This window comes from Burkholderia contaminans (assembly GCF_029633825.1).
In the GTDB taxonomy this organism is placed as follows: domain Bacteria; phylum Pseudomonadota; class Gammaproteobacteria; order Burkholderiales; family Burkholderiaceae; genus Burkholderia; species Burkholderia contaminans.
Window position 1 is genome coordinate 1,180,234 of the sequence record NZ_CP090642.1, and the last position, 21,623, is coordinate 1,201,856.

The window sequence follows — 21,623 nt, forward strand, 5'->3', positions numbered from 1 at the left end:
CGCCGCCATGTGGCGGCGCCCCCCGCGTTTCCGTATTCGCCGAGGCATTCCATGCGCGCCATCGCGCCTCCCGTCGTCTTCCGCAAAGCAGCGTCCCGATCCGCGCGTTTCGTTGCGCTCGCAACGGGTATCGGCCTGCTGTCCGGATGCCTGTCGCTCGCACCGCCGGACCAGCGCCCCGCAGCGCCGATCCCGGCCGCCTTTCCGGATCCGTCGGCCGGCGCCCCGCCCGCCGCTGCGGCCGCCGTTGCGCCGGTGCCCGCGTGGCAGGACTACTTCGTCGATGCGCGCCTTCGGGCGCTGATCGCGCAGGCGCTGGCCAACAACCGCGACCTGCGCGCGGCCGTTGCGCGCGTCGAACAGGCCCGCGCCGCCTATGGCATCCGCCGCGCGGACCAGTGGCCGACGATCGGTGCCGGCGCGGCCTATGCACGGTTTCGCGCACCGGGCGGGTTCCTCACGCCCGCCCCGTTCATCGGGCAGGTCTACGACGTCCAGCTGGCCGAAACGCAATGGGAACTCGATTTCTGGGGCCGCGTGCGCAGCCTGAAGGACGCGGCGCTGCAGCGCTATCTCGCGAGCGACGCGGCCCGGCGTGCCGCGACGCTGAGCGTGATCACGTCGGTCGCCAACGCGTATCTGACCCTGTGCGAATACGACGAGCGCATCGCGCTGACCCGCGCGACGATCGACACGCGCCGCGAGTCGCTGCGGATTTTCCGGCTTCGCCAGGCGGCCGGCGCGATCTCCCGCCTCGACCTGACGCAGGCCGAGATCCTGCTGCAGCAGGCGGAATCGCTCGGCGCCCAGTTGCAGCAGGCGCGCGCGTCGGCGGCCGATGCACTGGCGCTGCTGGTCGGCGCGCCGCCGGACCTGGCCGGCACGCCGCTCGTGCTCGACGACGGCGCCGTCGCGCCGTCGCTCGCGCCCGGCCTGCCGTCGTCGCTGCTCGCCCGGCGGCCGGACGTGATCGCGGCCGAGCACGCGCTGCAGGCGGCCCGCGCGAACATCGGCGCGGCGCGCGCCGCCTTTTTCCCGCGCATCGCGCTGACGAGCTCGATCGGCTCGGGCAGCAGCGCGCTGCATGACCTCCTGACATCCAGCACCGGCGTCTGGTCGATGATCCCGAACGTGACGCTGCCGCTGATCGACGGTGGCCGCAACCGCTCGAATCTCGCGCTGGCGCACGCGCAGCGCGACGAAGCGCTCGCGCAGTACGAGCGGACGATCCAGAGCGCGTTTCGCGATGTGTCCGACGCGCTCGCGTCGCGCTACTGGCTGGCCGACGAGGTGCGCATCGAGCGCGCGACGCTGGACTCACAGGCCGAACGGGCGCGCCTCGCGAAGCTGCGCTACGACAGCGGCGCGACCCGGTTCCTCGAGGTGCTCGACGCGCAGCGCGACCTGATGAACGCGGAGCAGCAATGGGTGATGACGCGTCGCGCACTGCTGTCGAGCCGCGTCGCGCTCTATGGCGCGCTCGGGGGCGCCACGCAAGACAGCGACGCGGCCGCCGCGCCACCGAACAACGCATCGACGAATCCGGATTCCCCACGATGAAAATCCTCAAGCGCCCTCTTCTGATCGGGGCAGGCGTCGCCGTGCTCGCGATCGCCATCACGTATTACGGATGGACGCGCTGGCGTGACGGCCAGGCCGATGCCGGCCTCGTGAGCGGCAACGGCCGTATCGAAGCGACCGAGATCGACGTCGCGACCAAGCTGCCGGGGCGTGTCACCGCGATGCTCGTCGACGAAGGCGACTTCGTGACCGCCGGCCAGCCGCTCGCGCGCATGGACGTGGTCGTCCTGCAGGCGCAGCTCGACGAAGCGCGCGCCCGGGAGCAGCAGGCGGTAAACACGGCCGCGAGCATCGACGCGCAGGTCGCGCAGCGGCGCAGCGACAAGGCGGCGGCCGAGGCCGTCGTCGTCCAGCGGGAAAGCGAACTGGATGCGGCGACACGGCGGCTCGCGCGTTCCGAGACACTGTCGCGCGACGGCGCATCGTCGATGCAGGAACTCGACGACGACCGCGCGCGCGCCGGCAGCCTGCGGGCGACCGTCAATGCGGCACGCGCGCAGGTACAGGCCGCGCAGGCCGCGATCGACGCGACCCGCGCGCAGCTCGTCGCCGCGCGCTCCGCCGTGACGGCCGCGCAGGCAACGGTCGCGCGCGTGCAGGCCGACATCTCGGACAGCGCCCTGACATCACCGCGCGACGGGCGCGTGCAGTATCGCGTGGCCGAATCGGGCGAAGTGCTGCCGGCCGGCGGCAAGGTGCTCAACGTGGTCGACCTGTCGGATGTCTACATGACGTTCTTCCTGCCCGAGACGGTCGTCGGCCGGGTGCCGCTCGGCGCCGATGTGCGGATCGTGCTCGACGCGGCGCCGGAGTACGTGATTCCGGCCCGTGTGTCGTATGTGTCGAGCACCGCGCAGTTCACGCCGAAGACGGTCGAGACGGCCACCGAACGGCAGAAGCTGATGTTCCGCGTGAAGGCGCGCATCGACCGCGACCTGCTGCAGCGCCATCTGAAGCTCGTCAAGACCGGGCTGCCGGGTGTGGCGTGGCTCAAGACCGATCCGCACGCCGCGTGGCCCGCGCGCCTCGCGATCAAGGTTCCCCAATGAAGTCGACGCTCCCGGCCGACCCCGCCGCCGGCGCGACCGAGGGGCCGCCGGTTGCCGAGCCCGTCGCGCGGCTGTCCGGCGTCTCGCTGCGCTACGGCGGCAAGGCCGCGCTCGACGACGTGACGCTCGACATCCCGGCCGGCCGCATGGTCGGGCTGATCGGGCCGGACGGCGTCGGCAAGTCGAGCCTGCTCGCGCTCATTTCCGGCGCACGCGCGATCCAGCAGGGGCGCGTGTGGACCCTCGGCGGCGACCTGTCGTCGCGCCGTCATCGTGCGCGCGTCTGCCGGCGCATCGCCTACATGCCGCAAGGGCTGGGCCGGAACCTGTACGCGACGCTGTCCGTCGAGGAAAACCTGCAGTTCTTCGCCAGGCTGTTCGGCCACGATGCGGCGGAGCGGCGCCGGCGGATCGACGCGCTCACGCACAGCACCGGCCTGCACCCGTTCCTGGACCGGCCCGCCGGCAAACTGTCCGGCGGGATGAAGCAGAAGCTCGGCCTGTGCTGCGCGCTGATCCACGATCCGGACCTGCTGATCCTCGACGAACCGACGACCGGCGTCGATCCGCTGTCGCGCGCCCAGTTCTGGGAGTTGATCGGGCGCATTCGCGCCGCGCGGCCGGCGATGAGCGTGCTGGTGGCCACCGCGTACATGGACGAGGCCCGGCGGTTCGACCGGCTGATCGCGATGGACACCGGGCGCGTGCTGGCCACCGGCAGCCCGGACGCGCTGCTGGCCCGCACCGGCTGCGGCACGCTCGAGGATGCGTTCGTCGCGTTGCTCCCCGACGCGCAGCGGCGCGGGCACCAGCCGATCCGGATCGCGCCGTTCCAGCCCGATGCCGCCGCCGGTTACGCGATCGAGGCCGACGGGCTGACGATGCGGTTCGGCGATTTCGTCGCGGTCGATCACGTCAGCCTGCAGATCCGTCGCGGCGAGATCTTCGGCTTCCTCGGCTCCAACGGCTGCGGCAAGTCGACGACGATGAAGATGCTCACGGGGCTGCTTCCCGCGTCCGAAGGCACGGCGACGCTGTTCGGCCAGCCGGTCGCGGCGGACGACATCGACACGCGCCGGCGGGTCGGCTACATGTCGCAAGGGTTTTCGCTGTACGGGGAGCTGACCGTGCGGCAGAACCTCGTGCTGCATGCGCGGCTGTTCGGCGTGCCGGAGGCGGACGTGCCGGGGCGGATCGCCGAAATGGCCGAGCGCTTCGGGCTGGCCGGCTCGCTCGACGCATTGCCCGAACGCCTGCCGCTCGGCATGCGGCAGCGGCTGTCCCTCGCGGTGGCGATGGTGCACAAGCCCGAGCTGCTGATCCTCGACGAGCCGACGTCCGGGGTGGACCCGGTCGCGCGGGACGACTTCTGGCGGCTGATGATCGAGCTGGCGCGGCACGATCGCGTGACGATCTTCATCTCGACGCACTTCATGAACGAAGCCGAACGCTGCGATCGCATCTCGCTGATGCACGCGGGCCGCGTGCTCGCCAGCGCCGCCCCGGCGGAGCTCGTGCGCAGGCGCGGCGCCGGCTCGCTCGAGGAAGCGTTCATCGCGTACCTGACCGACGCGCAGCAAGCGCAGAGCCCGCCGGCGGACGAGGCGTCCGACGCGGGCTGGCTGGGCACGCCGCCCGAAACCGCCGACACTGCCGAATCCGCCGGCACCACCGGCGCCCGTGCCAACGCCGGCCGCGCGGCCGCGTGGTTCAGCCCAGCACGCGCCGGCAGCTACCTGTGGCGCGAACTGCTGGAGCTGCGTCGCGACCCGCTGCGGGCGACGCTGGCGTTGTTCGGGTCGCTCGTGCTGATGTGCGTGATCAGCATCGGCATCAGCCTCGACGTCGACAACCTGACGTTCGCGGTGCTCGACCGCGACCAGTCGATCCTGAGCCAGGACTATGCGCAGAACCTCGGCGGCTCCCGCTACTTCGTGCCGCGCGCCCCGCTCATGGACGATCGCGACATCGACCGGCGCATGCGCAACGGTCAGTTGTCGCTCGCGATCGAGATTCCGCCCGGCTTCGCCCGCGACGTCGCGCACGGCCGGCACGTCGAGATCGGCGCGTGGATCGACGGCGCGATGCCGATGCGCGCGGAGACGATCCGCGGCTATGTCGCCGGCATGCACGAGAACTGGCTGCGCGACCAGGCGAAGCGCCGGCTCGGCGTGTCGCTCGCGCCGGCCGTCGAGATCGCCGTCCGCTATCGCTACAACCCGGACGTCAGGAGCCTGCCGGCGATGATCCCGGCCATCATGCCGATGCTGCTGCTGATGCTCCCCGCGATGCTGACGGCGCTGGCCGTCGTCCGCGAACGGGAGCTCGGCTCGATCGTCAACCTGTACGTGACGCCCGTCACACGCGCCGAATTCCTGCTCGGCAAGCAGGCGCCCTACGTGATGCTGGCCATGCTGAACTTCCTGCTGATGGTCGTGCTGGCCGACATCGCGTTCGGCGTGCGGATCAAGGGCAGCTTCTTCACGCTCGCGGCCGCGGTGCTGGTCTTCAACGTGGTGGCCACGGGCATCGGGCTGTTCGCGTCGACGTTCACGCGCAGCCAGATCGCCGCGATCTTCATGACGATCGTCGGCACGCTGATTCCCGTCGTGCAGTTCTCGGGGCTGCTCACGCCGTTGTCGTCGCTGGAAGGCGCCGGCAAGTGGATCGGCACGGTCTACCCGGCCACCTACATGCTCGCGATCAGCCGCGGCGTGTTCAACAAGGCACTCGGCCTGGGCGACCTGTCGTCGCAGTTCTGGCCGCTGCTCGCGGCAGCGCCGGCCATCCTGGTCATGACGGCCGTGCTGCTGCGCAAACAGGAGCGCTGACCATGTCGCGCCTGCTCGTCATTTTCCGGCTCGGGGTCAAGGAGCTGTGGAGCCTCGCCCGCGATCCGATCCTGCTCGTGCTGATCGTCTATACGTTCAGCGCGTCGATCTACGTCGCGGCCACCGCGCGCCCGGAAACGCTGCACAAGGTGCCGATCGCGATCGTCGACGAGGATGCATCGCCGCTGTCCGCGCGCATCGTCGCGGCGTTCTTCCCGCCGCAGTTCGCGCCGCCCCCGATCGTCGGCGCGGCCGCGGCCGACCGCGGCCTCGACAACGGCGACTACACGTTCTCGCTCGACATTCCGCCGGATTTCCAGCGCGACGTGCTGGCCGGCCGCCCTGCGACGATCCAGCTCAACGTCGACGCGACCCGCATGACGCAGGCGTTTACCGGCGGCGGCTACGTGCAGCAGATCGTGGCGGGCGAGATCGATGCATTCGTGCGGCGCTATCGCGGCGCATCGTCGCCGCCCGTCGATCTCGCGATGCGGATGCGCTTCAACCCGAATCTCGACGAGGTGTGGTTCGGCGCGCTGATGGAGCTGATCAACAACGTGACGATGCTGTCGATGATCCTCACCGGGGCCGCGCTGATCCGCGAGCGCGAGCACGGCACGATCGAGCATCTGCTCGTGATGCCGGTGACGGCGGCGGAGATCATGCTCGCGAAGGTGTGGTCGATGGGGCTCGTCGTCACGGTGGCGGCCGTCGCATCGCTGACGCTGGTCGTGGGCGGGGCGCTGCACGTGCCGATTCCGGGCTCCATCCCGCTGTTCGTGGCCGGCATGGCGCTGCACCTGTTCGCGACGACGTCGATGGGCATCTTTCTCGCGACGCTCGTGCGCAGCATGCCGCAGTTCGGGATGCTGCTGGTGCTCGTGCTGCTGCCGCTGCAGTTGCTGTCGGGCGGCCTGACGCCGCGCGAGAGCATGCCGCTCGCCGTGCAGGACATCATGCTGGCCGCGCCGACCACGCATTTCGTCGAACTCGCGCAACGCATCCTGTACCGGGGCGCCGGCCTCGATGCGGTCTGGATCCAGTTCGTGGTGCTGTTCGCGATCGGTTGCGTGCTGTTCCTGCTGTCGCTGATGCGGTTTCGCAAGACCATCACGCAGATGGCGTGAGCGGCCCGTCGGGCGCCCGGATTCGTCCGTTGATACAGATCAACCGTGCCGGAACCCTGCACGCGATCATGACGTCACGACTTGCGCAATCCGTAGCGGCCGCGATCGCGGCCACGCGGCATCGCGCTCACGGGCGGCCGGCGGCCGCCTCCCTGGAGAACGCCATGATGCGCCTGCCAAACCGGATCGTTGTTGCCACGCTCGGCGTATTCATCGCACTCGCATCGCTGCTGGGCGTCGTGCACGCGATGCTGGTCGGCGTGCATGTGCTTCCATACGCGATCGTCGCGCTGGTGGCGGGCAGCGCCGCCTTCGTCGCGCAGCCGGATCCGGGCGCCGGCGAGCGGTCGTGACATGCCCGCCTCCCGTGCATTCCCCGTGTTGAACACTCGGCGGCGGCCGGCGCGACGCGGGCTTTCAGCCCGTTTGCGTATGCGCCACGACGTCGGGCCGCTGCCACGGCGGCAGCTCGGCCCAGCCGAGCGGGCCGTAGACGGTGCCGCCGGCAGCCTCGATCGTCTCGACGAATTCGGCGAGCGTCGCCCCGGCCGGCACGGCCAGTTTCATCGCGTCGACGAACGCCTCGCTGCGCAGCCACGGCACCGCGCCGCCGTTGATCTGCTCGACGCTCCAGTCACCCCCGTGCCGGCCCGCTTCGGGCGGCAGCAGGCGCGGCGCGTCGAACGCCACGCGCAGCAGTTGCGCGCGCGAATCGCTGTAAGGCGGTTGTGCGATGTCCTGGTAGGGCACGTCGGCCCAGCTCTGGCCGCATTGCTGATCGAGCGGCAGGCAGGTGAACCACGCCCAGGGTGCACGCACGAAGCACAGCCGGTAGCCGGTCCGCGCGCCGTCCAGGTTGGCGATCAGCGTCATGATGGGTTCGTCCCGATAGCGTCGTGATCTCGTTGCGCCATGCGTACTCGCCGCAGGCGGCCTGCGCGGAGGGTGGGATCACGACATCGCCTGCGCGCATGCGATCACTATCGTGCCGCCGTCCGGCCCGCGCGTTGATTGACGTCAAACCGAAGCCGCCGCGGCCGGACGACGAACCTCGCCCGAGCGGGGCACGGATACGGATGCAGATACGGATACGGCAATCCCTGATTTCCATCAATCGCTTCGCGCGCATCCGCGCTGTAATCGATTCACTGCTCCGTCCACTCCCGTGAGGCGATCCATGAAACTGACTTTTCTCGGTGCGACCGAAACCGTGACCGGCTCGAAATACCTGGTCGAGCACGGCAACCGGCGCGTGCTGGTCGACTGCGGCCTGTTCCAGGGCACCAAGAACCTGCGGCTGCGCAACTGGAGCCCGTTGCCGGTCGCGCCCGACACGCTCGACGCGGTCGTGCTCACGCACGCGCATATCGACCACACCGGCTATCTTCCGGTGCTGGCGCGCGAGGGGTTCCGCGGGCCGGTGTATTGCACGGCGGCCACGGCCGAACTCTGCGACATCATGCTGCGCGACAGCGCGCGGCTGCAGGAGGAAGAAGCCGATTTCGCGAACCGTCACGGCTATTCGAAGCATCATCCGGCACAACCGCTCTACACGCTGGACGATGCGCAGCGCGCACTGCACCTGCTGAAGCCCGTCGCGTTCGACGAATGCACGGCGCTCGGCGGCGGCCTGGCGTTCCGCCTGCTGCCGGCCGGCCACATTCTCGGCGCGGCGAGCGTCGTGATGCACTGGGATCACAAGGTGCTGGCCTTCTCGGGCGACCTCGGCCGCTATCACGACCCGATCATGCAGCCGCCGCTGGCGCCCGCGCATGCGGACTACCTGGTCGTCGAATCGACGTACGGCGACCGGCTGCATCCGGAATCGGACCCCGAGAACGAACTCGCCGCGCTGTTCGACAAGACCTTCGCGCGCGGCGGCGTGGTCGTGATGCCGTGCTTCACCGTCGGCCGCGCGCAGGAGATCCTGCACTACATCGCGCGCCTGAAGGCGTCCGGCCGGATGGCGCGCGTGCCGGTATTCGTCGACAGCCCGATGGCCACCGACGTGACCGAGATCTATCGTCACCATATCCTCGAACACCGGCTGACGCCTTCCGAAGCGAACGCGCTCGGCCATGCGGCCACGATGATCCGCTCGGTCGAGCAGTCGAAGGCGATTGCCGACCATCAGGGCCCGATGGTCATCATCGCCGGCAGCGGGATGGCGACGGGCGGCCGCGTGCTGCATCACCTGAGCCGCTACGCGCCCGATGCGCGCAACACGATCGCGCTGGTCGGCTACCAGGCGGCGGGCACGCGCGGCGCGGCGCTGGCCGCGCACGAGCCGACGCTGAAGATCCACGGCGAGTACGTGCGCGTGCGCGCGCAGGTCGAGTCGATCACGACGCTCTCCGCGCATGCCGACTACGAGGAGATCCTCCGCTGGCTCGGCACGATGCAGCGCGCGCCCGTGCGGACCTTCGTCACGCATGGCGAGCCGGCCGCGGCCGATGCGATGCGGCGGCGCATCGCGGAGCGGCTGCACTGGCCGTGCGAGGTGCCGGTGTATGCGCAGTGCGTCGATCTCGATGCGGTCGAATCCGGCGACACGCGCGAGCCGGCCGCGCTTTCCTCCTGACGGCGTGACCCGCCGCGCGGTGGCGGGAACCCGGTATCGCCTGCCGGTTCCCGCCGCGCGCGACCCGGCCATCAACCGACTTCGATGATGACCTTCAGCGCATGGGTTTGCGCGGCGCGGCCGAACGTGTCGTACGCGCGCTCGACGTCGTCGAGCGAGAACCGGTGCGTGATCAGGCGTTTCGGATCGAGGCGCCCGGCGCGCACGGTCTTCAGCAGCATCGGCGTGCTGACCGTGTCGACCAGCCGGGTCGTGATCGAGATATTGCGATCCCACAGCTTCTCGAGGTGCAGGTCGGCCTTGACCCCGTGCACGCCGACGTTCGCGACCACGCCGCCCGGCGCCACCAGTGACGTGCACATCTCGAACGTCGCCGGAATCCCGACCGCCTCGATCGCGCAATCGACGCCGACGCCGTCGGTCAGCTTCATCACTTCCGCCACCGGGTCGCCGGCGCGGCCGTCGATGCAGTCGGTCGCGCCGAAGCGCTGCGCCACGTCCAGTCGGTTGTTGTCCGGATCGATCATGATGATCCGCGCGGGCGAGTAGAACTGCGCGGTCAGCAGCGCCGCCAGCCCGATCGGACCCGCGCCGACGATCGCCACCGAGCAGCCCGGCTGCACCTTGCCGTTCAGCACGCCGCATTCGAACCCGGTCGGCAGGATGTCCGACAGCATCACGAGCGCTTCCTCGTCCGCGCCCGGCGGAATCCGGTAGAGGCTCGTCTGCGCATGCGGGATGCGCACGTACTCGGCCTGCGTGCCGTCGATCCGGTTGCCGAGGATCCAGCCGCCGGTCGTGCAATGCGAATAGAGGCCCCGCCGGCAATATTCGCAGCGGCCGCACGACGAGATGCAGGAAATCAGCACGTGATCGCCCGGCTTCAGCGCATCGACCGCGGCGCCGACCTGCTCGACGATCCCGACCCCTTCGTGGCCGAGAATGCGGCCGGGTTCGCAAGTCGGTACGTCGCCCTTGAGGATGTGCAGATCGGTGCCGCAGATCGTCGTGCGCGTCACGCGCACGAGCGCGTCGGTGGGCGACTGCAGCTCCGGCATCGGCCGCTCCTCGAGCGCCTTGCGCCCGGGCCCGTGGTAGACGAGTGCTTTCATCGGGGTTCCTCCATCGAAAGAAAGAAAGGGTTGCAGGTACGTTGATCAGGACTGCGGCGCATGCCGCGCCTGCGCCAGCACCATCGCGAGTGCGCAGGACGCGACCCGGACGGCCGCGCCGTCGGCGCGGCTCGTCAGCACGATCGGCACGCGCGCGCCCACGACGATGCCCGCGCTGACGGCGCCCCCCAGGTATTCGAGTTGCTTCGCGAGCAGGTTGCCGGCTTCGATATCGGGCACGACCAGGATGTCGGCGCAGCCGGCGACCGGCGAATCGATCCCCTTGTCGTGCGCCGCCCGCAGCGAGATCGCGTTGTCGAACGCGAGCGGGCCGTCGACGATCGCGCCCGTGAGCTGGCCGCGCTCGGCCATCTTCGCGAGCGCCGCCGCGTCGAGCGTCGAGCGCATCGCCGGATTGACGGTCTCGACCGCGCACAGCACCGCCACGCGCGGGCACGCCACGCCCAGCGCATGCGCGACGTCGATCGCGTTCTGCGTGATGGCCGCCTTCTGCGCGAGGTCCGGCGCGATGTTCACCGCCGCGTCGGTCAGGATGAACGGACGCGGATACGCCGGCGTCTCGATCAGGAAACAGTGGGACATGCGTTTGTCGGTGCGCAGCCCCGATTCGGCGGCGACGACCGCGCCCATCAGCTCGTCCGTATGCAGGCTGCCCTTCATCAGCGCGCCGGCACGGCCGGCCGCCGCGAGTTCGACCGCGCGGGCCGCCGCCGCGTGGCTGTGCGGCACGTCCTCGATCGTCCACGGCGACAGATCGACGCCCGCATCGTGCGCGACACGCAGCACCTTGTCGCGCGGCGCGACGATCAGCGGCTCGATCGCGGCCGCCAGCGGCGACTCGCGGAGTTCGGCCAGTGCGACGAGACTGGTTGCATCGCACGGATGCACGACGGCCACGACGAGCGGCGCGGCGTTGCGTGCCCGCGCGATCAGCCCGGGCCATGCGCCGTCCGCGCGCGGCAGCAGGCCGGGCAGGCACGCGCCGCCGCACGGATCCGGATGCCGATACCCGTTCATGTTTCGAGCACGTAGGCGCCCGGCGCCGCCGCGAGCCCGGCGGCCGGCGTGCGGGCCGGCACGTCACCCGACGAGCGTGCGTGCAGCCAGTCGCGCCAGCAGGTCCACCACGATCCGTCGACCGCGGGCGTGTCGCGCATGAAGTCGCGCGGGCTGCGGTAAGGCGCGCCGGGTTCGCGGGTCGCGCAGCGGTAATGGCGGCCCGGATGACCGGGTTCCGACACGATGCCCGCGTTGTGGCCGCCCGCCGTCAGCACGAAGGTCAATGCGTGGTGCGTCAGCAGATGAAGCTTGTAGACCGAGCGCCACGGCGACACGTGATCGCGCTCGGTGCCGACCACGAACGTCGGCACGTCGAGATCCGACAGCGCGACCGGCCGCCCGTCGACACAGTAGCGGCCGGCCGCGAGATCGTTGTCGAGGAACAGGCGAGTCAGGTATTCCGAATGCATCCGGTACGGCATGCGCGTGGTGTCCGCATTCCACGACATCAGGTCGTTGGGCTTCGTGCGCCTGCCGAGCAGGTATTCGCTCATCATCCGCGACCAGATCAGGTCGCGCGCGTTCAGCAGTTCGAACGCGGCGGACATCTGCGCGCCGTCCAGGTAGCCCTGCCGCCACATCAGCGCGTCGAGCGCGGACAGTTCGCTCGCGTCGATGAACAGGCCGAGTTCGCCGGGTTCGCTGAAATCGGTCTCGGCCGCGAGCAACGTGACGGATCGCAGGGCTTCGTGTTGCCGCCCGTCGCGTGCGAGCGCCGCCGCGGCGATTGCCAGCAGCGTGCCGCCGAGGCAATAGCCGGCCGCGTGGACCGCCTCGCCGCAGATCGACCGGACGACGTCGAGCGCGGCCAGGCACCCGTCGCGCAGGTAATCGTCGAGCCCGAGATTGCGCGCTTGCGCGTCCGGATTGCGCCACGACACCGCAAACACGGTGTAGCCCGCATCGACGAGGAAACGGATCAGCGAATCGTGCGGCTGCAGATCGAGGATGTAGTACTTCATGATCCACGACGGCACGACCAGGATCGGCTCGCGCGCGACGCGCGGTGTCGTCGGATCGTATTGCAGCAGCTCGCACAATGCGTTGCGCCACACGACCCGGCCCGGCGTAATCGCGACGTCGCGCCCCGGCAGGTACGTCCGCGGGTCGCGGCCACGCGTGCCGCCGGCGCGATCGAGCCACGCGTTCGCATCGTCGAGCCAGTGCCGCGCCCCCGCCGCGAGGTTCGCGCCGCCGCTGCGCATCGTCGCGTCGAGCGCGACGGGATTGGTCGCCAGAAAGTTGCCGGGCGAGCACGCGTCGAGCCATTGACGCGCGACGAAGCCGACCAGCTCCTCATGGTGCCGTTCGACACCCGGCACGCCGCGCGTCGCTTCGCGCCACCAGCGCTGGACCGACAGGAAGCCGTCGCGATACGTGCGAAACGGCCAGCCCGACCAGGCGGGCGCGGCGAAGCGCGGATCGGCGTGCCCCGCATGCACGGCCAGGCCGTCCGTGTCGGCGTCGTCCGCCGCGCCTTTCTCCGCCGCCGCGGGCGCGGCCGCGAGCCACGCCTGCGTCGCGAGTTCGAAGCACTTGCCCGGCGACACCGCCAGGTGAGCGCCCCAGTCGAGCAGGGCCAGCGCCAACGACACGGGCGACAGCCCGAAGGTCATCGCGGCGACGTTGGCATGCGCGGCGCGGTTCCATTGTTCGGCGGGGGTCGCCTCGGCGGCGGTGCATTCGGACCGGTCCGGCTCCTGCTCGTCCCGATCCGGCGACTGCGTCGATTCGCGCGGGAGCGGCACACGGATGACGGACGCTTTCATCGCATGTACATGCCGCCGTTGACGTCGAATTCCGCACCGGTCGCGAACGCCCCCGCTTCGGAACACAGGAACGCGACGAGCGCGGCGATTTCGTCGGGGTCGCCGAGGCGGCCGGCCGGAATCTGCGGCAGGATCTTCGTGTCGAGCACCTCCTTCGGTACCGACTCGAGCATCGCGGTGGCCAGGTAGCCCGGGGCCACCGTGTTGACCGTGATGCCGTGCCGCGCGAGTTCGAGCGCCAGCGATTTCGTGAAACCGTGGATGCCGGCTTTCGCGGCCGCGTAGTTCGCCTGCCCGTACGCGCCGCGCTCCCCGTTCACCGACCCGATGTTGACGATCCGGCCGAAGCCGGCATCGATCATTCCGGGCACGAACGGCTTCGTCATGTTGAACAGGCCGTCGAGATTGGTGCGCAGCACCGCATCCCACATGCTCTTGGTCATCTTCACGAAGGTGGCATCGTGCGTGATGCCCGCGTTGTTGACGAGCACGTCGACGCGCCCGAACTCCGCCAGCACGCGTGCCGCGCAGTGCTGGCACGAGTCGTAGTCGGCCACGTCGACCTCGTACGCATGAAACGTGCGGCCCGCCTCGCGTTCCTGCGTGAGCCACGTCGCGACGTGGTCGTTGCGTTCGGTGTGCGAGACCGCCACCGTCATGCCGGCATCGTGCAGGCGGCGGCTGATCGCGGCACCGAGGCCACCCATCCCGCCGGTGACGAAAGCGATGCGCTCAGCGGACATGATCGTGCTCCTGCGCCGCATGGCGGCCATCGAGACGCCGGACGTCCGCGGCCCCGCCGCCCGCGTCGACGGTTTCCGTGATGCCGAGCTCGAACGCGGCCATCCAGTCGCGCCACGGCATGCTCGCCTCGTTGACCACGGCCAGCCGCCCGAGATCGGGCCACCAGTCGGTCTGGTAGCGCGACAGCGCGCCGGTGCCGTAATCGCGCAGCCAAGTGCGCCACGCACTCGCGCTCTCGAACTGCCCGCGCATCCACAGCTCGGTGGCGTCCTGCCAGATCGCGACGGTCGCGATCGTGTAGTCGCGCATCACCTGCCGGGCCGCCTCGCCGAACGCCGTCCACTCGTTCGTCGTTGCCAGCGCCTGCTGCAGGCCGCGCACCGCGTCGCGGTCCCGCTCGATGCGCCGCCCCGCCAGCGCGTGCCATTCGTGCTGCCAGTCGCGCGTCAGCACGGCCATGCGCAACGCGAGATCGCAACCCGCGCGGCAAGCGTCGTTCGGTGTGGTCAAAGCCTGGGGGCTCATCGTCTTCCCTCCTTCGATCCGGTCGGTGAATGGGCGTCCACTTCACTGTGCGACCGTGGCGCATGGCACCCGTTGATCTGAGTCAAGCACGCGGAAACCCTGCTTCGTAGACTGGATTGCACAGGCGGATCACCCGTCGATGGAGCGATTCCGATGAGCTACAAAAGCCTAGTCGTGCACCTCGATACGAGCACCCGCGCGCATTCGCGTCTCGAGCTGGCGTTGCGTCTCGCCCGGCGCTTCGGTGCGCATCTCACCGGGCTGTACGCGGTCTACACGCCGGAGCCGCACTCGTTCTACGTGATGGCCGGTTCCGCAGACTATTTCCGCGCGCACCGCGAGCAACGCGACGAGCGGCTCGCCGCGCTGGAGCGCCTGTTCCATGCGGAAACCGCGCGGGCGAAAGTGCCGGCCACCTGGGTTCGCGCGGATGAGCGCGCGAATGTGGCCGTGCCGCGTGCCGCTCGACTTGCCGACCTCGTGATTGCGGGCCAGAGCGACCCGAACGATCCCGAAACCTACATCGACGACCAGTTTCCGGAGAACCTCGTGTTGTCCGCCGGCCGCCCGGTGCTGTTCTGGCCATACACCGGCGAATTCCCGTCGATCGGCGAACGGGTGTTCGTCGCGTGGGACGGCAGCCGCGAAGCCGCCCGCGCCGCACACGACGCGCTCCCGTTCCTCGAGCATGCGAAGCGCACGACGGTCGCCGCCGTGGTCGACGGCGATTCGGAAGCGGCGACCACGCGCATTCCGGCCGCCGATGCCGCGTTGATGCTCGCGCGCCATGCGCGCGACGTGAACGTGCTCGACATCGACACCGGTACCGGCGCGTCGGTCGGCGACACGCTGCTGTCGCGCGCTTATGAAACGGGTTCCGACCTGCTGGTCATGGGCGCCTACGGGCATCCGCGCTGGCATGAACTGATCATGGGGGGCGCCACGCGCACGGTGCTCGCGTCGATGACGCTCCCGGTGCTGATGTCGCACTGAACCGATCGATGCGTACGCTCGCGCTGCTCGTCGTCAATGCCGGTTCGTCGAGCGTGAAGTTCGCGGTCTTCGCGTATCCGCCGCACGGGGATCCCGCGCGGCGGCCGCTGCACGAGGGTGAAGCGAGCGAAACCGGCAACGGCGTGTCGCTCCGCTTCGACGCTGCCCCGGGCGGCACGCTGCCGCTGCGCATGGCAGATCCATACCGTGCGGTGCTTGCGCAGGTCGCGATGTGGATCCGCGTGCAACTGCCGCATATCGCGCTGGGCGCCATCGCACATCGTGTCGTGCATGGCGGTGCCCGGTACGTCGACCCGGTCGTCGTCGACGACGCGGTGCTCGACGCGCTTCGCACGCTGACGCCGCTCGCGCCGTTGCATCAACCGCACAGCCTCGATGCGATCGACGCGCTGCGCGACGCGTTTCCCGACGTGCCGCAGGTCGCCGTGTTCGATACCGCGTTTCATCGCACACTGCCGCGCGCCGAGCAATTGCTGCCGCTGCCGCATGCGTGGTTCGACCAGGGCGTGCGCCGCTACGGGTTCCACGGTCTGTCGTACGAATACCTGGCCGCCGCGCTCGACGAGCGGTTCGGCGCACGTGCGCACGGCCGCGTGATCGCCGCCCATCTCGGCAGCGGCGCCAGCCTGTGCGCGATGCGCGACTGCCGCAGCGTCGCGACGACGATGGGCTTCTCGGCGCTCGACGGGCTGATGATGAGCACGCGCTGCGGCACCCTCGATCCCGGCGTGGTGCTGCACCTGCTCGAGGCCGGCAAGCTGTCCACCGCCGCATTGGGCCACATGCTCTATCACGAGTCGGGCCTCAAGGGCGTGTCGGGCGCTTCCGGCGATCCGCGTGTGCTGCTGGCGTGCGAAGCCGCCGGCGATGCTTTCGCCCGCGATGCACTGACGCTCTACGTCCACCGCATCGTGCGCGAAACCGGTGCGCTCGTCGCGCTGCTCGGCGGCCTCGACATGCTGGTCTTCACGGCCGGCATCGGCGAGCACTCGGCCGTGTTGCGCGAGCGGATCTGCGCGGCGCTCGCCTGGCTCGGCATCGACATCGACGTAGGCGCGAACGCGGACCATGCGTCGGTCGTGTCGTCCGCGTCGAGCGCGGTCACGGTTGTCGTCGAGCCGACCAACGAAGCGTGGATCGCCGCGCGCGCCGCGCTCGGGGTGCTGCGCGCCAACCGCGACGCTTGATCCAGATCAGCGCGACCGGCGCGCGCGCGCCGATGATGATCTCATCCACATCCGTTCAAGGGAACTGCCATGTACTCGAACATTCTGGTTGCACTCGACGGCAGCGACACGTCGTCCCGTGCACTCGACGCCGCGCTGGCCATCGCGTCGGAGACGGGTGCGCGGCTGACTCCCGTCTACGTCGTCGATTTCCTCGTGCCGGCCTACGACATGTACGGCTACGATCCGTCGATCCTGGTCGACGCCTTTCGTGAAGAAGGGCTGCGCGTCACCGATGACGCGGCGCGACGCCTGAAGGCGCGCGACGTCGCCGGCACGCCGCAGATCTCCAACGTCGCGCCGGCGGGCGAAGACATCCCGCACCGGATCGTCGGTCTTGCCAAAGAAATCGAGGCCGACCTGATCATCATGGGCACGCACGGCCGGCGCGGTGTTCAGCGCCTCTTCCTCGGCAGCGTGGCCGAGCGCGTGCTGCGCCTGGCCACGTGCCCGGTGCTGATGATTCCGGCGGGCTGCCCGTCCGGAAAACCTGCCGAGACCGCCGCCGCATCCACCGAAAAGGAGCCGTCATGAGCTACAAGACCCTGCTCGTCCATCTCGACGACAGCGAGCGCTGCGCGACCCGCGTCGACCTCGCACTCGAACTCGCGGCGCGCTGGAATGCGCATCTGATCGGCCTCTACGTGGTCTGCCAGGATCTCTTCGAGCCGCTGCGGCGGCCCGACGAACCGCTGAAACTGGCCGTGTACGAACGCCTGTGCGACCAGCGGCGCAAGGAGGCCGAGGAGAAATTCCTGATGGCCGCCGAGCGCGCGGGACGCAGCGTCGAATGGCAGGCGCCGGCCGGCGACGCGACCGCCGCCGCCATCCTGCACGCGCGCCACGCCGACCTGCTGATCCTCGGCCAGGAAGACCCGGACGATCGACTGACCTACGTGGCGCGGCATTTCGTCGAGGATGTCGTGATGGGCAGCGGCCGTCCGGCGATCGTCGTGCCCTACGCGGGCGACGTGCGAACGATCGGCGAGAACGTGCTGATCGGCTGGGACGGCGGGCGCGAAGCCGCCCGCGTGATGGCCGATGCGCTGCCGCTGCTGGCCCGCGCGCGCTTCGTCAACGTCGAGACGGTCGTGCACGGCCAGCCCGATCCGGACAAGACGCCGGCGGGCGTCGACGTCGCCGCGTATCTCGAACGGCATGGCGTGCGCGCGTCGTTCTCGACGACGCCGCGCGACCGGTCGGTCGGCGTAGGCGCGACGCTGCTGAACCGGGTGACCGACCTGCATGCCGATCTGCTGGTGATGGGCCTGTACAGCCATGCGCGCATGCACGAACGCGTGCTGGGCGGCGCGACGCGCACCATCCTCGAGACGATGACGGTGCCGGTACTGCTGTCGCACTGACGCCGCACGCGTGACGACGGGGCAGCCGCCAACGGCTGCCCTCGTCGGTCACAGCACGGCCGCGCACGCGCCCTGCCCCTCGCGCACGACCAGCACCGGCCGGTCGGCGGTGCGCACCAGCGATTCGGCGACGCTGCCGAGCACCGCGCGGCGTACACCGCGGCGCCCGTGCGTGCCCATCACGATCAGGTCCGCGTCGCATTCCGCGGCCGCTCGCGCCAGCACGGACGACACATCCTCGCCGCACGCGTCGATCGTGTGCGCGGTGCCGCGCACGCCGCACAGGCGAAACGCGGTCTCCGCATCCGCCACCGCGGTCGCGGCCTTGTCCGCATCCAGCCCCGCCGGGTCGCGCTGGTCGATGTAGCCGCTGTCGACGTCCGTCAGTCGCGGCGCGTCCGATACCACGCACACGGCGACGATCAGGCCCCCCGAATCGCGAGCGAGCGCGATCGCCTCGTCGAGCGCCAGCCGCGAACTGCGGCTGCCGTCGAGTGCTGCAAAGATCCGTGCGTACATGATGCCCCCCCTGTCGTTGCCCGGTTCCGACCGGCTTGCCGAACCAGTCTGGGCCCGGCCAACGTCATCCGGTTGACGCCGGTCAAGCGCCCGCGACGGCGGCAGTACGCATCGATCCCGATTGGCGAAAGCCGGCGAACGGCGCACAATTTCGGGGCATCGACGAACCGGCCCCCATGCCGGTCCCGCCCCGACGACGATGGACATCGTCCGGTCATCGGCGTCGGCCATCATCGGACGATCGAACGCGCCGGTCCGCGGCGACGATCGACGCATGCCGCCGCGTGGGCCGCGCCACGCGATCCGGCGGGGAATGGATTGCCATGATCCGTGTACTCATCGCCGACGACCACGCCCTCGTCCGGGACGGCCTGCGGCACATCCTGCAGAGCGCAAGCGGCTTCGAGGTCGCGGGCGAAGCGCGCGACAGTGCGTCGACGATCGCGCTCGTGCGGGATACCTCCGCGAACATCCTGGTGCTCGACCTGTCGATGCCGGGCCGCAACGGCGTCGAACTCATCAAGCAGATCAGGGACGAGAAGCCGGCCTTGCATATCCTCGTGCTGACGATGCATGCCGAGCAGCAATACGCGGTGCGCGCGTTCCGCGCCGGCGCATCCGGCTACATGACCAAGGAGAGCGCGAGCGCCGAGCTGGTCGCGGCGCTGACCAAGATCGCGGCGGGCGGTGTCTACGTCAGCCTGACCATGGCCGAGCAGTTCGCGCAGAGCCTGAACGAGCCGACCGATCTGCTGCCGCACCAGCGTCTGTCCGACCGTGAATTCGACGTGTTCCGGCGCGTTACTACCGGCGAGTCGATCTCCGAAATCGCGGAAGCGCTCTGTGTCAGCGTCAAGACGGTCAGTACCTACAAGACGCGGATTCTCGAGAAGATGCAGATGCCGAACGACACGGCGCTCGTGCGCTATGCGATGCGCCACAAGCTGTTCGACGACCCGGACGAGCTCTGATGGCGGCTCCGGCGCACGACCGGTGCGCCCCCGCGTCGGCCCGGACAGAATGCCGCACCCGTGTAGGAAACCGCCTACATCGCTTCCATGTGACCTACTGCATCTTCAACGGCTGCTGATTTCCTTGACGCCGCGCAACATCCATACTCCAGATCAAGAAAAACAAGCACGCGCCTCACGGAGCAAAGGCGGCACTCGCCGTCGGGACAGGTCTCCCGGCCCGTCCGGCGCGGTTCTTCACCATGAGTGCGACAACCGTCAGGGCCGCGGGCGCTACCACCAGCGCGATCCCGCCCACGGCGGCCCGTCGCTGCCCTCAACGTACTGGAGCCGATCATGCAGAGCCATGCCGAAGTTTCGCCGACCATGCCGTTACGCCCGTTCATCCCGTTGCACCCCGTCGAACGGGCGGAGCAACCGAAGCGCGCCGCGTCCCGTTGCTCGACGTGCGCATTGCGTACCGTCTGCATGCCGGCCGACCTTTCTCCTGACGAATTCGCGCGCGTCGACGCGATGATCTGCACGACGCGGCACGTGAGACGCGGCGAAACGCTGTTTCGCGCGGGGGATGCGTTCAACAGCATCTATGCAGTCCGAACCGGATCGTTCAAGACCATCGTGATGCATCGCGACGGCGACGAGCAGATCACCGGGTTCCAGATCGTCGGCGAATCGCTCGGGCTCGACGGCGTGCACACCGGGCACCACAACGGCGACGCGATCGCGCTCGAGGACAGCACGGTCTGCATCATTCCGTTCGGCCAGCTCGAGCAGATGTGCCGCGAAGTACGGCCGATGCAGCATCACGTGTACCAGATGATGAGCGGCGAAATCGTGCGCGAATCCGCGCTGATGCTGCTGCTCGGCACGATGACCGCCGAACAGCGCGTGGCCGCGTTCCTGCTGAACCTTTCCACGCGCTTCAAGGCGCGCGGCTATTCGGCCGCCGAATTCGTGCTGCGGATGACGCGCGACGAGATCGGCGAATATCTCGGGATGAAGCTCGAGACAGTGAGCCGCATGATGTCGAAGTTCCAGCACAAGGGGCTCGTCGCCGCGCAAGGCAAGCAGATCCGCATCGTCGATCCGGAAGGCCTCGGGCGAATCTGACCGCGCGGCGCGCGCGGCGAGCGCATCAGCCGCGCATGGCGAGTACCGCCGCCCCGGACAAACGCCCCGTGCGCAGGTCGTCGAGCGCGCGATTTGCATCGGTCAGCGCGTAGCGCACGGCCTCGACCCGCAGCGGCACCGCATCGGCGACCCGCATGAATTCGACCGCGTCCGCGCGCGTCAGGTTGGCGACCGACACGATGCGGCGCTCGCCCCACAGCCACGCGTACGGAAAGCCCGGGATATCGCTCATGTGAATGCCGCCGCATACGACGATCCCGCCTTTGTCGACGGCGCGGAGCGCGGCCGGCACCAGTGCGCCCACCGGCGCGAAGATCAGCGCGGCGTCGAGCGCCTCGGGCGGCGCTTCGTCGCTGCCGCCGGCCCACGCGGCACCGAGTGAACGTGCCAGCTGCTGCGCGACGGTATCGCCGGGCTTCGTCAACGCAAACACCTTCCGCCCCTCGGCATGCGCGACCTGCGCGACGAGATGCGCCGCCGCGCCGAAGCCGTAGATGCCGATGCGGCGCGCATCGCCCGCCATGCGCAAGGTTCGATAACCGATCAGGCCCGCACACAGCAGCGGCGCGGCTTCGAGATCGGTGTAGCGCCGCGGCAGATGCACGCAATAGCGGTGGTCGGCGACCGTGCGCTCCGCATAGCCGCCATCGATCGTATAGCCGGTGAATCCCGGGCTGTCGCACAGATTCTCGCGGCCCGCCGTGCAATACGCGCAATGGCCGCACGTCGAGCCGAGCCACGGCACCCCGACTCGGTCGCCCACGGCGAAGCCCGTCACGCCCGCGCCGAGCGCGCGCACCGTGCCGACGATTTCGTGCCCCGGGATCAGCGGCAACTTCGGATGCGCAAGCTCGCCGTCGACGACGTGGAGATCCGTCCGGCATACGCCGCATGCGTGCACGTCGATCAGCAACTGGCCTGCCGCCGGCAGCGGCTCCGGCACGCGCGCCTCGCGCAAATGCGGTGTCGTGCCGTCAAACATCATCGCAAGCATGCTCG

Annotated in this window: 20 protein-coding genes; 12 read left to right on the forward strand and 8 right to left on the reverse strand. The window is 69.6% G+C overall.

From position 1 onward, the window contains the following. Nucleotides 1-51 precede the first annotated feature (51 nt). Genes LXE91_RS37390 through LXE91_RS43835 form a run of 5 tightly spaced genes read left to right on the forward strand, consistent with a single transcriptional unit; the run spans nt 52 to nt 6,941 of the window. The gene (locus LXE91_RS37390) at nt 52-1,560 is read left to right on the forward strand and encodes an efflux transporter outer membrane subunit (protein ID WP_039353393.1); all 1,509 of its coding nucleotides are present in this window, start codon (nt 52-54) and stop codon (nt 1,558-1,560) included. Then, nucleotides 1,557-2,630, forward strand: a complete 1,074-nt coding sequence (locus LXE91_RS37395) for an HlyD family secretion protein (RefSeq protein WP_039353395.1) — start codon at nt 1,557-1,559, stop codon at nt 2,628-2,630. Before LXE91_RS37390 ends, LXE91_RS37395 begins: the two co-directional genes overlap by 4 nt. Then, nucleotides 2,627-5,461, forward strand: a complete 2,835-nt coding sequence (rbbA, locus tag LXE91_RS37400; RefSeq protein WP_039353398.1) for a ribosome-associated ATPase/putative transporter RbbA — start codon at nt 2,627-2,629, stop codon at nt 5,459-5,461. The genes LXE91_RS37395 and rbbA overlap by 4 nt, the downstream gene beginning before the upstream one ends. 2 nt (nt 5,462-5,463) lie before the next feature. Next, nucleotides 5,464-6,588 carry an ABC transporter permease gene (locus LXE91_RS37405; RefSeq protein ID WP_039353401.1) on the forward strand — a complete coding sequence of 375 codons (1,125 nt, stop codon included), beginning with the start codon at nt 5,464-5,466 and terminating at the stop codon, nt 6,586-6,588. Next, complete coding sequence (locus LXE91_RS43835; RefSeq protein ID WP_321200060.1) at nt 6,585-6,941, forward strand: DUF2964 family protein; 357 nt, start codon at nt 6,585-6,587, stop codon at nt 6,939-6,941. The genes LXE91_RS37405 and LXE91_RS43835 overlap by 4 nt, the downstream gene beginning before the upstream one ends. A 64-nt stretch (nt 6,942-7,005) precedes the next feature. Here LXE91_RS43835 and LXE91_RS37415 read toward each other — a convergent pair whose 3' ends face one another. Further along, nucleotides 7,006-7,461, reverse strand: a complete 456-nt coding sequence (locus LXE91_RS37415; protein WP_039353406.1) for a hypothetical protein — start codon at nt 7,459-7,461, stop codon at nt 7,006-7,008. A 304-nt stretch (nt 7,462-7,765) separates the two neighbouring features. Between LXE91_RS37415 and LXE91_RS37420 the strand changes: the two genes are divergently transcribed. Further along, entirely contained in the window at nt 7,766-9,169 is a 1,404-nt protein-coding gene (locus LXE91_RS37420; protein ID WP_039353410.1) for an MBL fold metallo-hydrolase RNA specificity domain-containing protein, read from the forward strand. A 71-nt stretch (nt 9,170-9,240) separates the two neighbouring features. Here the strand turns inward: LXE91_RS37420 and LXE91_RS37425 are convergent, their stop codons facing one another. Genes LXE91_RS37425 through LXE91_RS37445 form a run of 5 tightly spaced genes read right to left on the reverse strand, consistent with a single transcriptional unit; the run spans nt 9,241 to nt 14,399 of the window. Next, nucleotides 9,241-10,281 carry a zinc-dependent alcohol dehydrogenase family protein gene (locus LXE91_RS37425; RefSeq protein WP_039353412.1) on the reverse strand — a complete coding sequence of 347 codons (1,041 nt, stop codon included), beginning with the start codon at nt 10,279-10,281 and terminating at the stop codon, nt 9,241-9,243. A 45-nt stretch (nt 10,282-10,326) separates the two neighbouring features. Next, nucleotides 10,327-11,319, reverse strand: a complete 993-nt coding sequence (locus LXE91_RS37430; protein WP_039353414.1) for a bifunctional enoyl-CoA hydratase/phosphate acetyltransferase — start codon at nt 11,317-11,319, stop codon at nt 10,327-10,329. Continuing rightward, the gene (locus LXE91_RS37435) at nt 11,316-13,130 is read right to left on the reverse strand and encodes a PHA/PHB synthase family protein (RefSeq protein WP_039353416.1); all 1,815 of its coding nucleotides are present in this window, start codon (nt 13,128-13,130) and stop codon (nt 11,316-11,318) included. Before LXE91_RS37435 ends, LXE91_RS37430 begins: the two co-directional genes overlap by 4 nt. Next, entirely contained in the window at nt 13,127-13,873 is a 747-nt protein-coding gene (locus LXE91_RS37440) for a beta-ketoacyl-ACP reductase (protein ID WP_039353417.1), read from the reverse strand. Before LXE91_RS37440 ends, LXE91_RS37435 begins: the two co-directional genes overlap by 4 nt. Beyond that, nucleotides 13,863-14,399 (reverse strand): hypothetical protein, encoded by a 537-nt coding sequence (locus LXE91_RS37445; RefSeq protein WP_039353418.1) that lies wholly within the window; start codon nt 14,397-14,399, stop codon nt 13,863-13,865. The genes LXE91_RS37440 and LXE91_RS37445 overlap by 11 nt, the downstream gene beginning before the upstream one ends. A 153-nt stretch (nt 14,400-14,552) precedes the next feature. Here LXE91_RS37445 and LXE91_RS37450 point away from each other — a divergent pair, with 153 nt between their 5' ends. The 4 genes from LXE91_RS37450 to LXE91_RS37465 all read left to right on the forward strand — a co-directional run bounded on the left by LXE91_RS37450 (nt 14,553) and on the right by LXE91_RS37465 (nt 18,003). Continuing rightward, on the forward strand, nt 14,553-15,392 hold the full coding sequence (locus LXE91_RS37450; protein ID WP_039353420.1) for a universal stress protein: 840 nt from the start codon (nt 14,553-14,555) through the stop codon (nt 15,390-15,392). Nucleotides 15,393-15,400: 8 nt separating this feature from the next. Then, on the forward strand, nt 15,401-16,600 hold the full coding sequence (locus tag LXE91_RS37455; protein ID WP_039353422.1) for an acetate/propionate family kinase: 1,200 nt from the start codon (nt 15,401-15,403) through the stop codon (nt 16,598-16,600). A 69-nt stretch (nt 16,601-16,669) separates the two neighbouring features. After that, nucleotides 16,670-17,173, forward strand: coding sequence for a universal stress protein (locus LXE91_RS37460; RefSeq protein ID WP_039353423.1), 504 nt, complete (start codon nt 16,670-16,672; stop codon nt 17,171-17,173). Beyond that, nucleotides 17,170-18,003: a universal stress protein gene (locus LXE91_RS37465; RefSeq protein ID WP_039353425.1), complete on the forward strand. Its 834-nt coding sequence runs from the start codon at nt 17,170-17,172 to the stop codon at nt 18,001-18,003. The genes LXE91_RS37460 and LXE91_RS37465 overlap by 4 nt, the downstream gene beginning before the upstream one ends. Before the next feature lie 48 nt (nt 18,004-18,051). Here LXE91_RS37465 and LXE91_RS37470 read toward each other — a convergent pair whose 3' ends face one another. Continuing rightward, a complete protein-coding gene (locus LXE91_RS37470; protein ID WP_039353428.1) occupies nt 18,052-18,522 on the reverse strand; it encodes a universal stress protein in 471 nt (156 codons plus the stop codon). A 323-nt stretch (nt 18,523-18,845) separates the two neighbouring features. On the opposite strand from LXE91_RS37470, the gene LXE91_RS37475 reads away from it, so the two are divergent. Next, nucleotides 18,846-19,493, forward strand: a complete 648-nt coding sequence (locus LXE91_RS37475) for a response regulator (protein ID WP_039353431.1) — start codon at nt 18,846-18,848, stop codon at nt 19,491-19,493. 336 nt (nt 19,494-19,829) lie between these two features. After that, entirely contained in the window at nt 19,830-20,603 is a 774-nt protein-coding gene (fnr, locus tag LXE91_RS37480) for a fumarate/nitrate reduction transcriptional regulator Fnr (protein ID WP_039353434.1), read from the forward strand. Nucleotides 20,604-20,628: 25 nt separating this feature from the next. Here fnr and LXE91_RS37485 read toward each other — a convergent pair whose 3' ends face one another. Next, on the reverse strand, nt 20,629-21,618 hold the full coding sequence (locus LXE91_RS37485) for a zinc-dependent alcohol dehydrogenase family protein (RefSeq protein ID WP_039353437.1): 990 nt from the start codon (nt 21,616-21,618) through the stop codon (nt 20,629-20,631). Nucleotides 21,619-21,623: the final 5 nt, after the last annotated feature.

Bases quoted from the DNA above. Each gene is read 5' to 3' on its own strand.
- LXE91_RS37460 (WP_039353423.1), top strand. From the start codon at position 16,670: ATGTACTCGAACATTCTGGTTGCACTCGACGGCAGCGACACGTCGTCC.
- LXE91_RS37465 (WP_039353425.1), top strand. From the start codon at position 17,170: ATGAGCTACAAGACCCTGCTCGTCCATCTCGACGACAGCGAGCGCTGC.
- fnr (WP_039353434.1), top strand. From the start codon at position 19,830: ATGCAGAGCCATGCCGAAGTTTCGCCGACCATGCCGTTACGCCCGTTC.
- LXE91_RS37445 (WP_039353418.1), bottom strand. From the start codon at position 14,399: ATGAGCCCCCAGGCTTTGACCACACCGAACGACGCTTGCCGCGCGGGT.
- LXE91_RS37405 (WP_039353401.1), top strand. From the start codon at position 5,464: ATGTCGCGCCTGCTCGTCATTTTCCGGCTCGGGGTCAAGGAGCTGTGG.
- LXE91_RS37435 (WP_039353416.1), bottom strand. From the start codon at position 13,130: ATGAAAGCGTCCGTCATCCGTGTGCCGCTCCCGCGCGAATCGACGCAG.
- LXE91_RS37440 (WP_039353417.1), bottom strand. From the start codon at position 13,873: ATGTCCGCTGAGCGCATCGCTTTCGTCACCGGCGGGATGGGTGGCCTC.
- LXE91_RS37485 (WP_039353437.1), bottom strand. From the start codon at position 21,618: ATGCTTGCGATGATGTTTGACGGCACGACACCGCATTTGCGCGAGGCG.
- rbbA (WP_039353398.1), top strand. From the start codon at position 2,627: ATGAAGTCGACGCTCCCGGCCGACCCCGCCGCCGGCGCGACCGAGGGG.
- LXE91_RS37390 (WP_039353393.1), top strand. From the start codon at position 52: ATGCGCGCCATCGCGCCTCCCGTCGTCTTCCGCAAAGCAGCGTCCCGA.
- LXE91_RS37395 (WP_039353395.1), top strand. From the start codon at position 1,557: ATGAAAATCCTCAAGCGCCCTCTTCTGATCGGGGCAGGCGTCGCCGTG.
- LXE91_RS37470 (WP_039353428.1), bottom strand. From the start codon at position 18,522: ATGTACGCACGGATCTTTGCAGCACTCGACGGCAGCCGCAGTTCGCGG.
- LXE91_RS37420 (WP_039353410.1), top strand. From the start codon at position 7,766: ATGAAACTGACTTTTCTCGGTGCGACCGAAACCGTGACCGGCTCGAAA.
- LXE91_RS37430 (WP_039353414.1), bottom strand. From the start codon at position 11,319: ATGAACGGGTATCGGCATCCGGATCCGTGCGGCGGCGCGTGCCTGCCC.
- LXE91_RS37415 (WP_039353406.1), bottom strand. From the start codon at position 7,461: ATGACGCTGATCGCCAACCTGGACGGCGCGCGGACCGGCTACCGGCTG.
- LXE91_RS37475 (WP_039353431.1), top strand. From the start codon at position 18,846: ATGATCCGTGTACTCATCGCCGACGACCACGCCCTCGTCCGGGACGGC.
- LXE91_RS37425 (WP_039353412.1), bottom strand. From the start codon at position 10,281: ATGAAAGCACTCGTCTACCACGGGCCCGGGCGCAAGGCGCTCGAGGAG.
- LXE91_RS37455 (WP_039353422.1), top strand. From the start codon at position 15,401: ATGCGTACGCTCGCGCTGCTCGTCGTCAATGCCGGTTCGTCGAGCGTG.
- LXE91_RS37450 (WP_039353420.1), top strand. From the start codon at position 14,553: ATGAGCTACAAAAGCCTAGTCGTGCACCTCGATACGAGCACCCGCGCG.